The sequence below is a fragment of the Streptomyces sp. NBC_01298 genome, from assembly GCF_035978755.1.
In the GTDB taxonomy this organism is placed as follows: domain Bacteria; phylum Actinomycetota; class Actinomycetes; order Streptomycetales; family Streptomycetaceae; genus Streptomyces.
In genome coordinates this window covers 357,400-372,552 of record NZ_CP108414.1, presented here as the reverse complement: position 1 = coordinate 372,552, position 15,153 = coordinate 357,400, and the positions used below count along the sequence as shown (strand labels likewise).

The following is a 15,153-nucleotide window of genomic DNA, read 5'->3' as shown; positions in this document are numbered from 1 at the left end:
TTTCACTAGGCAAGTAGTGAAAGGGTGGTGCAGGGGAGTGCTTCTGTCAACTCTCCTTCGCCGGCTCAGGTGAAGGCGGGGTCCGGAATCGAGCGGCGCAGCGTCGGCGCTATGTCCGACTGGAACAGCGCGAGGGAGTCGCGGTGCTGGGTCTCGGTCAGCCCGCCCGGCTCGGCCTGGAGGTGCAGGACCGTGTGGCCGAACTCCGCGTGGTAGCGGTGCACCTTCTCGATCACCTGCCCGGGGCTGCCGATCAAGGCCGAGCTCCGCTCGACGAAGTCCTCCAGGGTCGGGAACACCGGATCCAGGCCCTGGGCGGCGTGGGCGGCGAGGTAGCGCGCGAAGGCCGGCCGGTACGCGGCCACCGCGCCCTGTGAGGTGGGCGCCGTGTGGAAGCCCGCGGTGCCCGCGCCCACGACCGCGTGGGCCGGATCGTGCCCGTAGTGCTCCCAGCGCTCGCGGTAGTGGCGGATCAGCTCGGCGTACGGGCCGATCGGGTGGGTGACGTTCGCGGAGAAGAGCGGGTCGCCGTAGCGCGCCGCGAGATCCACGGACTCCCGGCTCGTGGCACTGCCGTGCCACACCCGCAGCGTCTGCTGGTACGGCCGGGGCAGCACCTCGGCGCCGGTCAGCGCGGGCCGGAAGCGGGGCCGCGCCGTCACCTTGTCCTCGCTCCAGATCCGGCGGAACAGCTCGTAGCCCTCCGAGTTGCGCTCCCACTGGTCCTCGGAGCTCACGTCGAACAGCTCGCGCTGCGCGGTGCCGTTCCCCTTGCCGATCATCAGCTCGAGCCTGCCGTCGCTGAGGTGGTCGAGCGTCGCGTAGTCCTCGTACGCCCGCACCGGGTCGAGCAGGCTCAGGGTGGTCACGGCGGTGTACAGCCGGATGCGCCGGGTCAGGGCCGCGATGTGGGAGAGCACCACGGGCGGCGAGGACGACAGGAACGGCCGCTCGTGGCGCTCCCCGACCCCGAACCCGTCGAAGCCGAGCTCCTCCGCCTGCAGGGCGGCGGAGACCACCTGGCGGAACCGCTCGCGCGTGGGGGTCGGGGCGCCCGTCGCCGGGTCCGTGCCGTCCGTGATCAGGGTGATGGCCAGGAATTTCACGTCGGCTCTCCTGGGAAATTGCGTGCCCGGAATACGGGATGAGGAAATGGCGGGAGTGTGAAAAGGAATGCGGCACTGTTAAATGCGTGTGGCGGCGATATCATCCGCACCGCCGGGCGCCCGGAAGGCCAGGAAGAAGGGCCGGTGGCGCACGGTGAAACCGATCGACTCGTAGAGGCGTACCGCATCGGTGTTCTCGGCGGCCGTGTGCAGGAACGGCACGTCTCCCCGGTCCCGGATGCCCGCCGCGACGGCGCGGACCAGCCGCGTCGCCAGCCCCCTGCCGCGGAAGCCGGGATGGGTGCAGACGGCGCTGATCTCCGTCCAGCCGGGCGGGCGCAGCCGCTCCCCGGCCATGGCGACCAGCCGGCCCCGGTGGCGGATGCCCAGGTACGTGCCCAGCTCGATGGTGCGGGGCAGGAAGGGCCCCGGCTTCGTCAGCTCGATCAGCTCCAGGACCTCGGGCACGTCCGCCGCCCCGAGCCGCACCGCCTCGGGGGCGGGCTCGGCGCCCAGCGAGGTGTCGACCAGTTGGACCCCCCGCCCCGACCAGACGGTCTCCCAGCCGGGGGGTGGGGTCAGGACCCCGGAGAGCGAGACGGTCCCGCCGGGGCCGGCCAGGGAGCGCAGCCCTTCCCAGGAGCGGGCGTCGGCCGGATCCGCGATCGCGGAGAAGACGGCGACGTCCGGTTCGTAGCGGGCGGCGTGGGCGCCGGCCCGCACGGCGAAGGCCGCGTGCGCGCCGGACAGCGAGGCCCAGGCCGGGTTGTCGAGGACGTGCGGGGCCACCGGGGGCGCCGGGGTCACGTGGCTGGGAGCCGGACTGGTGCTGGTGGTGCTGGTGGTGCTGGTGGTGGGCATGGCGGCGCAGCCCTCCTTCCGTGGGGTGCCTGACAGGGCCGGGGACGGCGGCCGCGGGGTCAGGAGTTGGTCGTGGGCAGCCCGGGCGGGTTCACCTGGGAGGTGGGCACGGCCTCGTTGGAGAGGTTCCAGGCGGTGAGGAGCTGCGGGTACTGGCCGCTCTTGGCGAGGTGGTTGATGGCCTGGGCCACGGGCTCGGCCAGTCCGCTGTCCTTCTTCGCGGTCGCGGCGATCAGCCCCTGGAGGGTCTCACCGGCGCCGGAGAACGAACCGGCGTTGCGCGTCGGGGCGTTGCCGCTCGCGGTCTGGGTGATGTGGTAGGCGATCGAGGGGTTCGGGCCGAAGTTGAGGTCGATCTTCTTGCCGCTCAGCGCCAGGTAGACGCTGTTGGCGTCGGGGAAGTACTTGACGGTGATGTCCTTGCCCTCGGACTGGAGCTTCTTCTGCCACTCCAGGAGGATCTTCTCCTGGTTGGTGCCCTTGCTGACCGACACCGTCTTGCCCGCCAGCTTGCGGTAGTCGCCGCCGAACTCCCAGGTGTTCTCCTTCAGGGCCTCGAAGGCCAGGTTGTCCTGCCGGTAGGAGGCGAAGTCGTACTTCTTCTTGCGCTCCTCGGTGACCGTGACGTTGGAGAAGGCCACGTCGACCTTGCCGCTGTCGATGCCGACGAAGAGGTTCTCCCAGGTGGAGTTCTTCACCACGGGCTTCAGGCCCAGGGTCGCGGCGACGAGACGGCCGAGGTCGGGCTCCGCGCCGGTGAGGGTCTTCTGGTCGGTGCCGACGTAGGCGAGCGGCGGGAAGCCCGCGGGCAGGGCGCCGACGCCGATGACCAGCTCACCGCGGTCGCGCACGGCCTTCGGGAGCTGCGCGCGCAGGGACTCGACGACCGGGACGGACAGTTCCGCCTGCTGGGCGGCGCCGTTGGAGACGGCGCCGATGGTCACCTTGTCCGAGCCGGAGCCCGAGGCGGTGCCGGTGGCCTTCGCGTCACCGCCGCACGCGGTGAGTCCGGCGGCGAGGGCGACGGCGGCGGTCGTGGCGCCGAGGCCGCGGACGAGTCTGGTGCGAAGGAGGGACGGGCGCTGCATGGTGTTGCCTTTCGGATGTTCGGTGAGGCGGAGAAGGCCTGAACGGGTCAGGCCGGGTCAGGGTGCTCAGAGCACCTTGCTGAGGAACTCCCGGGTGCGCGGGTGCGCGGGGTGGTCCAGCACCTGTGCGGGCGGGCCCTGTTCGACGATCCGGCCCTCGTGGAGGAAGACGACCTCGTCGGCGACCTCGCGGGCGAAGCCGATCTCGTGGGTCACGATCACGAGGGTGGTGCCGCCGGTGGCCAGGTCCTTGATCACGGAGAGCACCTCGCCGACCAGCTCGGGGTCGAGCGCCGACGTGGGTTCGTCGAAGAGGATGACCCCCGGCCGCAGGGCCAGGGCCCGGGCGATGGCCACCCGCTGCTGCTGCCCTCCGGACAGCTGCCGCGGGTAGGCGCCGCCGCGGTCCCCGAGGCCCACGCGGCGCAGCAGATCCTGTGCCAGGGCCTGTGCCTGCGGCCGGGACAGCCTGCCGGTGGCCACCGGGGCCGCGGCGATGTTGTCCAGGACCGTCAGGTGCGGGAAGAGGTTGAAGTTCTGGAAGACGAAGCCGATCCGGCCGCGCTGGGCGAGGATCGCGCGTTCGCGCAGCTCCTTGAGCCGGCCCCCGTGCCGCTCGACGCCGATCAGCTCGCCGCCGATGCTGACGTGTCCGGCCTCGGGCCGCTCCAGGTGGTTGAGCACCCGCAGCAGGGTCGACTTGCCGGATCCGGAGCGGCCCAGGATCACGGTGACCGTGCCCGGCGCGACGGTCAGGCTCACCCCGTCCAGGACCCGCCGGCCACCGAACCACTTGTGCACCTCGTGCACCTCGATGGCGGCGGGCCGCGCGCTCGTGTCGGTCGCGGTGTTCGTGCTGCCGGTCATCGGGCCGTCTCCTTCCGGTAGCGGATCCGCAGGTCGCGCAGGCCCGCCCGGGCCCGCTGGAGGGGAGTGGGCACCGGGGTGCGCAGTGCTCCACGGGCGTAGTGGCGCTCGACGTAGTACTGGACGACGGAGACCAGGCTGGTCAGGACCACGTACCAGACGGTCGCCACCAGCAGCAGCGGCACCACGTCCCCGGGGTAGGTGCTGCCCAGGCTCTGCACCGAGCCGAACAGGTCGAGCAGGGACACGTAGAAGACCAGTGAGGTGGCCTTGAGGAGGCCGATCAGCTGGTTGACGTAGGAGGGCACGATCGAGCGGAGCGCCTGCGGGAAGACGATGCTCGCGAACTGGTACCGCTTGGGCAGTCCGAGGGCCGCGGCCGCCTCGTGCTGGCCCTGGTCGACGGAGAGCACGCCGGCCCGGACGATCTCGGCAGCGTAGGCGGCCTCGCTCAGGCTCAGGCCGACCACGGCGACCGCCATGTCGGTGGCGAGCCGCGACTCGTCGAAGGTCACGAAGGCGGGGCCGAACGGCACGCCGATGCTGAGCGTGGGGTACAGGGCGCTGAGGTTGTACAGGAAGAGCAGGACGACGATCAGCGGCACGGAACGCAGCAGCCAGACGTAGGTCCAGCTCACCGACCGCAGCACCGGACTGCCCGAGAGCCGTCCGAGGGCCAGCAGGACGCCGCCGGCCAGGCCGAGGACCGCGCTGTACGCGGCCACCTGGAGGGTGATGAGCAGCCCGTCCAGGATCACCGGGCGGGCGAACCAGTACGCGAACCGGTCCCATTGGTAAAAGGGATTGGTGATCAGCCCGTGGGCGGCCTGCGAGACCAGCACCAGGACGACGAGGCCGGCGACCCACCGCCCGGGCCGGCGCAGCGGGAGGACCCGCTCGGCCGGCCCGGGCGGCCCGGTGGGGCCGGCGGGCGCGGAGAGGAGCAGTGATTCGGTCAAGGACACTCCACGGCTTCGAATAGGCGCAGAATCGAAAAGCAGCCGTCAAGCAGGACTGGAGAGGCCGCCGATATCTCTTTATCTGCGGCGTAAGCTAGGCAGCCCGGAGAAGTGGTGTCAACGGCCTGGATATCGGGATGCGCGAAATCGTGTTCCGATTTCATCCGCCGTACACACAACGCCTCTTCGTGAAATGAAACTCAGTGGCCGTCGGGCGCCGTAGCCGAGTTCAGGCGGCCGCGCAGGGCGGCGAGCCGGACGCGCAGCAGCCGTAGCGGTGTGGGCGGAAGGCTTCGCGAACTGCCGCGCGCGTAGTACCGCTCGACGTAGTACTGGCCCGCGCTCAGCACGGTGGTGACGGCGATGTACCAGAGCGTGGCCACCATCAGCAGCGGGATGACCTGGTAGTTCTGGTTGTAGGTCAACTGCACCGAGTACAGCAGGTCGTGCACGGCCAGCACGCTGACGATGCTGGTGCCCTTGAGCGTGCCGATGAGCATGTTCCCGGCGGTCGGCACGATCGAGCGCATCGCCTGGGGGACCACGATCCGGTACAGCGTCCAGCGCCTGCTCAGCCCGAGCGCCTGCGCGGCCTCGGTCTGGCCGGGGTCCACGGAGAGGATGCCGCCGCGCACCACCTCGGCGGCGTACGCGCTCTCGTGCAGGGTGAGGCCGATGACGGCGGTGAGGGTCGGGCCGAGCAGGTCGACCGTGCTGACGGTGAAGAGCTGGGGACCGTAGGGGATGCCCAGGCCGAGCGTCGGGTACAGGGCGCCGATGTTGAACCAGAACAGCAGCTGCACCAGCAGCGGCGTGGACCGGAAGATCCACACGTACCCCCAGCTCAGGGTGCGCAGCACCGGGTTGCCCGACAGTCGCATCACGGCCAGGACGGTGCCGAACAGGAACCCCAGCACCATCACCACGCCGGTCAGCCAGAGGGTCAGCAGGAGTCCGTCGAGCACGGCGGAGGTGGTGAAGTACCGGACCACCAGGCCCCATTGGAAGGCCTCGTTGCGGACGACGGAGGCCAGCACCATCGCGAAGACCAGCAGGGCCGCGGCAGCGGACACCTGACGGCCGAGGCGCCGGCGCGGCACGATCGGCGGCGGCGAGGCGCCGGGGGCGTAGGCGGGAGAGGCGTCGGATACGGGAGAGGCGTCGGTCGCGGGGGCGTCGGGAGCGGGAGAGGTGTCGGACGCGCGGGGCGCGTCGGAGACGTCGGAAGCGGAGGTCATGGAGGTGCTCCGGGGTGTGGGAGGGATCGCGGGCGCGGCATGGGCTGCCGGACGCGGGTACGGGCGCCGTCACGCTCGCCGTGTCCCTCAACACGGCCGGACCGACCGCCCGTGCGGGGCGGAGCCGGAACGCCGCCGATCGTATGCGCGCACCACACGAACGTGTCAACAGCGCCCGGTCCGGCGGAGGTCGGGGCTGTCCGGCATCCGGGCCGTTGCTTGACGAAGGGCGCTTCGTACTGTTCAAGTAGTCGCATGAACGCCCATCAGCGCCTGGTCTCGCGCGACTACATCGACTTCGGTCGGGTGTGGTCCGCGGCCTGTTGCGCCTGACGCGGCAGCGGGCTGTCCGACCGGCCCTTCCCTCCCTCGGTGACCCCGTCGCGGGCCGAGATCTCCCTTCGCGCAACCGTCCTGCGGGCCACGACCGCCGCTAGGCCGGACTGCTCCGAACCCGTACGCGCGCTGCCGCCGCACCCCGCCTCCGACGCCCGGCGTCGTCACGTCCGCACCATCGCGCCTTTGCCCACCCCTGTCCCGTTCCGTCCCGCGACCACAGGGCCGACGGATCATCACGCACCGCCGTACCGGGGGTGGTTCACCCTGCCCTGAGGCGATCCGCCGCACCTTCCGAAAGGCCACACCCATGCCCGTGGAGTTCCTCGGCATAGCCGCCACCAACAACGGCTCCGAAACCACCGCACGATCCGGCACCGCCTTCGACCGGGAGTACACGCTCCGCCTCGCCAGGGCGCACGAGGAACACGGCTGGGACCGGGTGCTGTTCGCCTACGGCTCCGGTACTCCGGACCCCGCGCCGGCCGCCGCGTACATCGCGAGCAAGCTGGACCGGCTGCAGATCCTGCTGGCCCACCGGCCCAACGTGTCGTACCCCACCTTCGCCGCGAAGACCTTCGCGACCCTCGACCAGATCAGCGGCGGCCGGCTGGCCGTGCACTTCATCACCGGCGGCAACGACCACGAGCAGGGCCGCGAGGGCGACGTCCTCGGCAAGGACGAGCGCTACGCCCGCACCCTCGAGTACATCCGCATCGTCAAGAAGATCTGGACCACCCACGAGGCCTTCGACCACGAGGGCGAGCACTACCGCTTCCACGACTTCGTCAGCGACGTCTTTCCCGTCCAGCAGCCGCGCCCGAACGTCTCGTTCGGCGGATCCTCGCCCGCCGCCTACGCGGCCGGCGCCGCCGAGGCCGACATCTACTGCCTGTGGGGCGAGCCCCTGGAGCAGACGGCCCAGCAGATCGAGGCCGTACAGGCCGCCGCGCGGGCCGCGGGACGCACCGAGGCGCCCCGCGTCCAGGTCGCGTTCCGGCCGATCATCGCCCCGACCGAGGAGCTGGCCTGGGAGAAGGCCCACCGCACGGTGGGAGCCATCAGGGAGCGCAGGCGGGCGGGGACCGTACAGCGCCACCGCAACGGGGTGTCGGAGGCCGCGGCGCCCCAGAACACCGGATCGCAGCGCCTGATCGCCATCGCCGAGGCGGGGGAGCGCTACGACCGGGCGCTGTGGACCCCGACCGCCGCCGCCACCGGGGGCGCGGGCAACTCCAACGCCCTGGTCGGCACCCCGGAGACGGTGGCGCAGGCACTGCTGGACTACTACGACCTCGGCGTGGACATCCTGTCGGCCCGCGGCTACGACCTGCTCGGCGACGCCGTCGACTTCGGCCGGTACGTGATCCCGCTCGTCCGCGAGGAGGTCGCGAAGCGGGATGCCGCGAGGGACGCGGCGAGGGACGCGGCGAGGGACGCGGCACGGGACACCGAACGGGAAGCCGCGAGCGGCGGCGCCGGGTCCGGGGCCGGGTCTGCCCGCCAGACCCTGACGGCGGTCCGCGGATGAGCCCGCGCGCGAGACTGCGCCGCGGGCGGCTGCGCACCGCACTCGTCCTCCTGCCCGTTCCCCTGCTGGCGGCCCTGACGGCCTGCGGATCCGGTGACGGATCCACTCCCGTGGCCGGAGCCCTCGCCTCTCCCGCGCCGGCCGACGATCCGGTCGCGGGCGTACGGGCCGTGGAGCCGATCGCGGCCCTGCTCCCCGCCGAGGTCCGCAAGGCGGGCAGCCTGCGGCTCGGCGGCTCCGTCGGGTCGCCGCCGTCGGCGTACTACCCCGACGGGCAGGACAAGCCGCCGGCCGGCCTGGACATCGACATCGCGGCCGGGGTGGCGAAGGTCCTCGGGTTGAAGCTGGAGCGGCAGGACGCCTCCTTCGAGACGATCCTCCCCGCCCTCGGCAGCGGCAAGTACGACGTCGGCACGGGCAACTTCGGCGTCACCACCGAACGCCTGAAGTCCGTCGATTTCGTCACCTACATCAACGACGGCCAGGGCTTCGCGGTCAAGACGGGCAGCACCGTGCTGACCGGGCAGGTCTCCGACCTCACCCAGCTGTGCGGACTGACCATCGGCACCGGCGCCGGCACGACCTTCGAGAAGACGCTCACCGCCAAGAAGGAGGTCTGCGCCGACGCGGGCAAGAAGCCGTACGAGGTGAAGGCCTTCTCCGAGAGCGGGGCCGTCACCACGGCCCTCCAGCAGGGCCGGATCGACGTCGTCATGTCGACGATCAACGGGCTGCGCCACCAGGCGGCGCAGCCCGCCGCGCAGACCACCTTCCTCGGTGAGTACCACCGCCTCGACGTGGGCTTCGCCTTCAAGAAGGGCTCCGCGCTGACCCCGGCCTTCCAGGCCGCCGTCAACGAGCTGATCAAGGACGGCACCTACGCGCGGATCCTGAAGAAGTGGGGCACCGCGCCCTCCGCGATCGACACCTCGCGGATCAACCCGGCCGAGCACACGTGAGCGGATCAGCCGATGAGCGCCTCGGTGATCTGCCGGGTGGTCTGCGCCGCGACGCGGGGGTCGGTCGCGGCGTGGAAGGTGTAGGCGTTCAGGCCGGTGGCCAGGGCCCAGCCGCGGCCGCGCTGAGGCCGCCGTCGGCGGTCAGTAGGTTGCCGGTGTGGAAGTCCCCGTGGAACCAGACCGGTGGCCGGTGCCAGCCGGGGGCGGCGAGAGCCGCCTCCCACAGTGCGGTCATGGCCGCCGCGTCGAAAACGCCGGAGACCCGCGCGATGGCGGCCCGCGTCGCACGGTCCCGGTCGGCCAGCGGAGCGCCGCGCAGGTTCGCGGGGACGGTCCCGGCCGGGAGGTCCGGGGCCGCGAACCGCTGCAGGTCGGTCAGGAACCGGGCCACCGCGAGCGCGGCCGCGGTGGAGTCGGCCAGTACCGCGGCGGTCGCCACCTCGCCGTCCAGCCAGCGGGACACCGACCACGGCCATGGATACCCGAAGCCGGGCCGGCCCACGGCCACCGGTACGGGGACGGCCAGCGGGAGGTGCGGGGCGAGCCGTGGCAGCCACTCGGCCTCCTTCGCGGCCTGCCCGGCGACTCCGGGCCCGCGGGGGAGCCGGACGGACAGCTCCCGGCCCAGCCGGTAGATCACGTGGTCGGATCCGGCCGGGTCGAGGAGCCGGAGGGGAAGCCCCGCCCAGTGCGGGAACTGCGCGTCGACCAGGCGCCTGACCAGCGCCGCGTCGATGACGGGGCGGGCTTCCCCGTCCGGCGTGGCCGCCTGCGCCGCCGTGTCCGCCGCCATCTCGCTCGTCAAGAGCACCCCCGTGCCCGGCCCGCTCCGGACGGCGGACGTTCGGAGTCATCCCACCGCGCCGGAGCCCGCCTGTCGACCGTGTTTCCGGCCCTTGACGGCTACCCGGCCGGGTCCTCCTCCTTCTCCTCCTCCAGCCAGTGCGGTGTGCGGAAGGACGCGCCGCCGTACATCGGGAGCGCGATCGATTCCCCGTACCGGGCCAGCTGGTTCCAGGGCCGGTTGATCCCGGTGGAGCCGTAACGGCGCACCCGGGTGACGGCGTCGAGGTCCAGGACGTCGACGAGCACCTCCTCGCCGGGGCCGGCCTGCTGGCGTACGAGGCCTTCGGGGTCGACGATCGTGCTGGCGCCGACCCCCGCCGGGTCGGCGGCGTTGACGTTGACCACGTACACCTGGTTGGTCCAGGCGTTGGCGCGGGCGCAGACGAGTTCCATCTCCCGGTCCCGGGTGGGCGTCAGGGTGGGCTGGATGACGATCTCCGCTCCCAGCCAGGCGAGTTGGCGGACCGTCTCGGGGAAGGAGCCGTCGTAGCAGATGGCGAGGCCCGCCCGGCCGATGCCGGGGAGGTCGAAGACGGTGAACTCGTGGCCGGGCCGGGCCCTTTCGTAGGGCTGCCAGGGGAAGATCTTGCGGTAGCGGGCGACGATCTCGCCCTCGGGCGAGACCGCGAGGGCCGTGTTGTAGACGTGGCCGTCCTGCGCGCGCTCGTAGAGGCTGCCGGGGACCAGCCACAGCTCGGTCTCCCTGGCGAGGGCGCAGATCCGGTCGGTGAGCGGTCCGGGGATCGTGACGGCCGCCCGCTCCATCCAGTCGTCGGGCGCGGGACGCAGCAGCGGGCCCTCGGCGGCGAGCAGCAGTTCGGGGGCGACGACGAGCTGGACGTGGGGGAAGAGCTCGTGCGTGGCGCGGACCTGATCGCTGAAGCGCTGCCAGCTCGCTTCGAGGTCGTGGGCCACGGGAGTGGTCTGCAGTGCGGCGATGGCGAGAGTGCGCATGGTGGGGTCAGTCCTCGGTGACGGTGAGCGCCGCGACCGAGGTACGGCCTTCGCGGAAGAAGCGGCTGAAGCGGGTGCGGGCGATCAGCAGGGCCAGGGCGCCCGCGGCGAGGGACCCGGCGCCGAGCAGGAAGACCCCGCCGACGCCGTGGAAGGAGGTGCTGCCGTAGGCGGGGTCGTACATGTCGTAGGCGCTGCGGGCGAAGGCCGCCAGCATCAGCAGACCGCCCAGCAGGGGCAGGAGCCCGCGCAGGAAGAGGTCGCGCGGGGAGTCGCGAAGGCTGCGCCGGAAGTACCAGACGCAGCTGAGGGCGGTGGTGCCGTAGTAGCAGGCGATGAGCAGCCCGACGCAGAGGACGGCGTCGCCGAGGATGTCCGCGGAGACGAGCCGGAGCAGGATCAGGGTGCCGGCCGCCGCCGCTCCGCAGGCCAGGGTTCCGAAGGCGGGCGTGCGGTGCCGGGGGTGGACCCGGGCGAAGGCGCGGGGCAGGGCGCCGTGGGAGGCCATGGACAAGGTGCCGCGGGAGTTGCCGACGAGACAGGTGAGCAGGGCCGAGACCGCCGAGACGCAGACGGCGAGCTCCATCACCTTGGCGAGCGGCCCGCCGAGCACGGGAGGCGCGAGGGTCGTGAGGACGTCGGCTGCGTTCTCCGGGTTGCCGAGGCCCAGGCCCGCGGTTCCGGTGCCGGCGAAGCTGATCGCCGCGAACGCGGTGAACAGGTAGGTGCCCAGGAGCAGGAGGGTGGAGATGACGGCGGCCTGCCCGGCCACGCGCTCGCCGTCCCGGGTCTCCTCGTTCGCGGCGAGCAGCGAGTCCCACCCCCAGTAGATGAACAGACAGAGCAGGACGGCTTCGGCGAAGGGCCCGAATCCGTCGAAGGCGCTGGGGTCGAGCCACTCCAGGGAGGGGGTGGCGGCGCCGTCGCGGGCGAAGGCGGCCACACCGAAACCGACCAGGGCCGTCATCTGCAGGCCGAGGAGCACGTACTGCACGGAGGCCGCCAGGTGCAGCCCGCGGACGGAGACCAGGGTGCACGCGGCCAGCAGGAGGAGGGCGGTCGCCGTGACGGCGGCGTCGTTCCCGGCGAGGGAGTGCAGACCGAGCAGGTTCAGCAGGTACACGGCGCCGACCTGGGACAGGGCGGTCATCGCGATCAGGGTGGCGACGATCACGACCCAGCCCCCGGTGAACCAGCCGGCCACCGGCCCGAAGGCGCGGGTGGTCCAGACGAAATTGGTGCCGCAGTCCGGCATCTCGCGGTTCAGCTCGCGGAACGCGAACGCGGTGAGCAGGATCGGTAGGAAGCCCAGGAGCAGGGCGGCCGGAGCCAGGTCTCCCACGGCGAGCGTCACGAAGCCGAGGGTGACCGCGATGCTGTAGGCCGGGGCCACGGACGAGAGCCCGAGGGTGACCGAGGCGAGCAGGCCCACGGAGCCGCCGCGCAGCCCCTTGCCGACGGGGACGGGCGCCGGCGCGGGCCCGGTTCTGGCCCCGGTGTCGGTCGGGTTGGTCATGATGCCTCCTGGAGGCCGCAGGTGTGGTGCCCAGAGCGTGGGGCGGAGCCGGCAGGGCGTGAGGAGGAGCCCCTGCGTTAAACCGAGATTTAAGACCCGGGGTCCTGGACCGTCAATAGGTCGAGCGATATCGTTAAACTCAGATTTAGATGATCAACTTGTGGAGGAGACGGCGTGGCAGCCAGGAAGGGGACCGGCAAGGAGAACCGCCGGACCGAGCTGGGCAAGGCGGTGGAGCGCGCCGTACTGGTACGCGGACTGGAGGGCCTGCGGCTGCGCGATGTCGCCGACCAGGCCGGGGTCACCCCCGCCGCCGTGCTCTACTACGGCGATCTCGACGCCCTGGTCCACGCCACCTACCAGCAGGCCATCGAGCGCTACAGCCAGGAGCGCGAGGAAGCCGCCGACCGCTTCGCCGACGCCCGCGACAAACTGCGGGCCTGCATCGACCACGGAGTGGCCGGCGGCCCCGACGACGCACTGACCCGGCTGCTCTTCGAGTACTGGCCCCGCTGCCTGCGCGACGCCCGCGCGGCGGCGCTCGACAGCGCCCTGACGGAGCGCCAGATCGCGGTGTACTCCGGCATCTTGGTGCTGGGCCAGGCCCAGGGGCACTTCCTGCTCCAGGATCCGCCCCGGCTGCTCGCCGCGAACTTCGTCGCCATGGAGGACGGCTACCAGATGGAGGTCCTCGCGGGACGGCGCACGCGGCCCGAGGTGATCACCGCCCTGCGCTCGTACGCCCGGGCGGTCACGGGGCACGAACTGACCGACGGTGAGCCGGCGGAAGGCTCCTGACCGCCGGCGGACCCGGCCCGGACGCACCGCCGGCCCGCCTCGTGACGAGGCGGGCCGGCGGCGATCGGGCGGGTACGGAATCCCGTTGGTGCGGGAGGGAGGCTACGGGTCAGGGGCAGGTGGCCAGGAGGACGGAGACGACCGTGCAGCTCGCGGTCGCGCTGTCGTTGAGCGGGTTGGGGTCGGTCGGCGAGGATGCCGTACGGGTGGCGGAGACCGAGACGCGCCCCAGCGAGAGCAGCCCCAGCGGTACCCGGAACGTCTTGGTGACGGCGGCCCCGTTGGCGATGTTCCCGTAGGCGCAGGTCACGGTGGATCCGGCGGCCGTGCAGCCCGGGGACAGCGTGTTGGCGGACGCGCCCGGCGGCAGGCTCGCGCTGACGGTGGCCGAAGTGACCGTACCGGGACCGGTGTTGCGGGTGGTCAGGGTGTAGGTGAGGTAGGGGACCAGCAGCCCGAGTCCGGGCTGCGCCGTCAGGTCCACGTCGATGTCGGCGGGCGGGAGCTGGTACGTGTACCGGCCCGCGCCGGTCACCGCGCTGGTGCCGCCGGGCGTGGTGACCTGGACGTCCACGGAGCCGGCGGCGTGGGCGGGCGCGGTGGCCGTGCAGCTCGTGGCGGTGCAGGAGAGGCCGGTGCCCGGGTTGCCGGGACCGAAGACGATGGCGGTGGCGCCGTCCAGGCCGGTGCCGGTGACGGTGACGACCGTACCGCCGGCCGTCGTGCCCGTGGACGGGCTGAGGGAGGTCACCACGGGGACGGGGACGTAGGTGTACCGGCCGCCGGGCGACGGGGCGCTGGTGCCGCCGGCGGTGGTGGCCTGGACGTCCACGGTGCCGGTCCCGGCGGGAGCGGTGGCGGTGCAGGAGCTCGCCGTGCACGTGACGTCGGTGGCCGGGTTGCCCGCGCCGAAGGTGAGTGCGGCGCCGGTCAGGTTGGTGCCGGTGACCGTCACGGGCGTACCCCCGGCCGTGGGTCCGGCGGCCGGGCCGACGGACGTGACCGTGGGCGGGAGGGTGAAGGCGAACACGATCCGCCCGTCACCGGAGTTGACTCCCTCCGTCAGGGTGACGGGGGAGTCGGGAACCGTCCCGGAGACCAGGCTGGACCCTCCGCCGCCACCTCCTCCGCCCCCACCGGTGGAGCCGTATCTGCCGCCGGCCCCGCCCCGGCCTCCGCCGCCGTACCCGGCGCCGCCGCGGCCGCCCGCGCCCGTCGGGTTGAACACGCCCTGGCCGGCGGCGCCGCCGGCCCCGTTCGGATAGGCGCCCGGGGAGCCGTCCGGGCCCTCGTTGTCCGCGCCGGGCCCTCCGATGCCGGCGGCCCCGCCGGCGGTGTCGCTGCCCGGGCCGCCGCCCGTACCGCCCTCGGCGTCGGGGACCAGGCCGTTGCCGTGGGCTCCAGCGCTGCCGCTGTCACCTCCGGCAGCGCCCCGGAAGGCGGGCGATCCGATGCCCGCTCCGCCCGCTCCGCCACCCGAACCGGCCGTCAGCAGCAATGCGTTGGTGGCCGTGGTCACCGCGACGAGTGCGCCTCCGAATCCCGGCACACCGAACTGCGCGCTCGGGGTGCCATGGGCACCGCGGCGGCCGACCGTGACGTTGAAGGTCTGCCCGGGCGTGGCGGGAAGGGTCGCGACGAGGTGCGCGCCCCTGCCGCCGGCGGTGCCGTCGGCGGCGTTCCCGCCCCCGGCACCGTCCAGGGTCACCACACCGCTCACGACGCCGTCGGGCACCGTCACGCTTCCGGAACCGCCGGCGGAGCAGGTGATCGTGGTCGTGGCACCCACCAGGACCGGGGCGGCGCACACCCCTTCGGCCGAAGCCGGGGGCGCCAGAACCGTCAGGCCGCCCGCGGCCAGGGCCGAGGAGGCGGCCACCGCCAGCAGGCGTCGCCGCCATGGGGAACGCGGACCATGTAACACAGCAGTCGAAGACATCGAAGTCTCCCCCTCTCGCCTCCGCCCGGCAGCGGCCGGAGTCGCATACTCCCGGGAAGCCGCGGCCGGACGCTCCCGTACGACGAACCGGAACGCGGTCTCGTCCGGCGGTGCCGCCCGTTCGCCGGTATTCCAGGGCGCGTTGGAAGACGACG

At 72.5% G+C, this 15,153-nt stretch carries 12 protein-coding genes and 1 pseudogene; 3 read left to right on the top strand and 10 right to left on the bottom strand.

All coding sequences use genetic code 11. The features are described 5' to 3' along the window. Positions 1–65: 65 nt before the first annotated feature. The 6 genes from OG730_RS01680 to OG730_RS01655 all read right to left on the bottom strand — a co-directional run bounded on the left by OG730_RS01680 (position 66) and on the right by OG730_RS01655 (position 6,146). On the bottom strand, positions 66–1,106 hold the full coding sequence (locus OG730_RS01680) for an LLM class flavin-dependent oxidoreductase (protein WP_327302411.1): 1,041 nt from the start codon (positions 1,104–1,106) through the stop codon (positions 66–68). A gap of 78 nt (positions 1,107–1,184) precedes the next feature. Beyond that, complete coding sequence (locus OG730_RS01675) at positions 1,185–1,967, bottom strand: GNAT family N-acetyltransferase (protein WP_327302410.1); 783 nt, start codon at positions 1,965–1,967, stop codon at positions 1,185–1,187. A 59-nt stretch (positions 1,968–2,026) separates the two neighbouring features. Continuing rightward, positions 2,027–3,055 (bottom strand): transporter substrate-binding domain-containing protein, encoded by a 1,029-nt coding sequence (locus tag OG730_RS01670; protein WP_327302409.1) that lies wholly within the window; start codon positions 3,053–3,055, stop codon positions 2,027–2,029. A gap of 66 nt (positions 3,056–3,121) precedes the next feature. After that, positions 3,122–3,922: an amino acid ABC transporter ATP-binding protein gene (locus tag OG730_RS01665; protein WP_327302408.1), complete on the bottom strand. Its 801-nt coding sequence runs from the start codon at positions 3,920–3,922 to the stop codon at positions 3,122–3,124. After that, positions 3,919–4,881 carry an amino acid ABC transporter permease gene (locus OG730_RS01660; protein WP_327302407.1) on the bottom strand — a complete coding sequence of 321 codons (963 nt, stop codon included), beginning with the start codon at positions 4,879–4,881 and terminating at the stop codon, positions 3,919–3,921. Before OG730_RS01660 ends, OG730_RS01665 begins: the two co-directional genes overlap by 4 nt. A gap of 200 nt (positions 4,882–5,081) precedes the next feature. Further along, entirely contained in the window at positions 5,082–6,146 is a 1,065-nt protein-coding gene (locus OG730_RS01655; protein WP_442815168.1) for an amino acid ABC transporter permease, read from the bottom strand. Between the two features lie 619 nt (positions 6,147–6,765). Here OG730_RS01655 and OG730_RS01650 point away from each other — a divergent pair. Beyond that, positions 6,766–7,986, top strand: coding sequence for an LLM class flavin-dependent oxidoreductase (locus OG730_RS01650; protein ID WP_327302405.1), 1,221 nt, complete (start codon positions 6,766–6,768; stop codon positions 7,984–7,986). Further along, on the top strand, positions 7,983–8,945 hold the full coding sequence (locus OG730_RS01645; protein ID WP_327302404.1) for an ABC transporter substrate-binding protein: 963 nt from the start codon (positions 7,983–7,985) through the stop codon (positions 8,943–8,945). The genes OG730_RS01650 and OG730_RS01645 overlap by 4 nt, the downstream gene beginning before the upstream one ends. Before the next feature lie 5 nt (positions 8,946–8,950). Here the strand turns inward: OG730_RS01645 and OG730_RS01640 are convergent. From OG730_RS01640 to OG730_RS01630, 3 genes and pseudogenes are all read right to left on the bottom strand, one after another. Then, a pseudogene (locus OG730_RS01640) lies at positions 8,951–9,738 on the bottom strand (phosphotransferase). A 110-nt stretch (positions 9,739–9,848) separates the two neighbouring features. Further along, positions 9,849–10,745: a carbon-nitrogen hydrolase family protein gene (locus tag OG730_RS01635; RefSeq protein ID WP_327302403.1), complete on the bottom strand. Its 897-nt coding sequence runs from the start codon at positions 10,743–10,745 to the stop codon at positions 9,849–9,851. A gap of 7 nt (positions 10,746–10,752) precedes the next feature. Beyond that, complete coding sequence (locus tag OG730_RS01630) at positions 10,753–12,261, bottom strand: APC family permease (protein ID WP_327302402.1); 1,509 nt, start codon at positions 12,259–12,261, stop codon at positions 10,753–10,755. 174 nt (positions 12,262–12,435) lie between these two features. Between OG730_RS01630 and OG730_RS01625 the strand changes: the two genes are divergently transcribed. Continuing rightward, the gene (locus tag OG730_RS01625; RefSeq protein ID WP_327302401.1) at positions 12,436–13,059 is read left to right on the top strand and encodes a TetR/AcrR family transcriptional regulator; all 624 of its coding nucleotides are present in this window, start codon (positions 12,436–12,438) and stop codon (positions 13,057–13,059) included. Between the two features lie 109 nt (positions 13,060–13,168). On the opposite strand, the gene OG730_RS01620 is transcribed toward OG730_RS01625, so the two are convergent. Then, a complete protein-coding gene (locus OG730_RS01620) occupies positions 13,169–14,938 on the bottom strand; it encodes an IPT/TIG domain-containing protein (RefSeq protein ID WP_327302400.1) in 1,770 nt (589 codons plus the stop codon). Positions 14,939–15,153 lie beyond the last annotated feature (215 nt).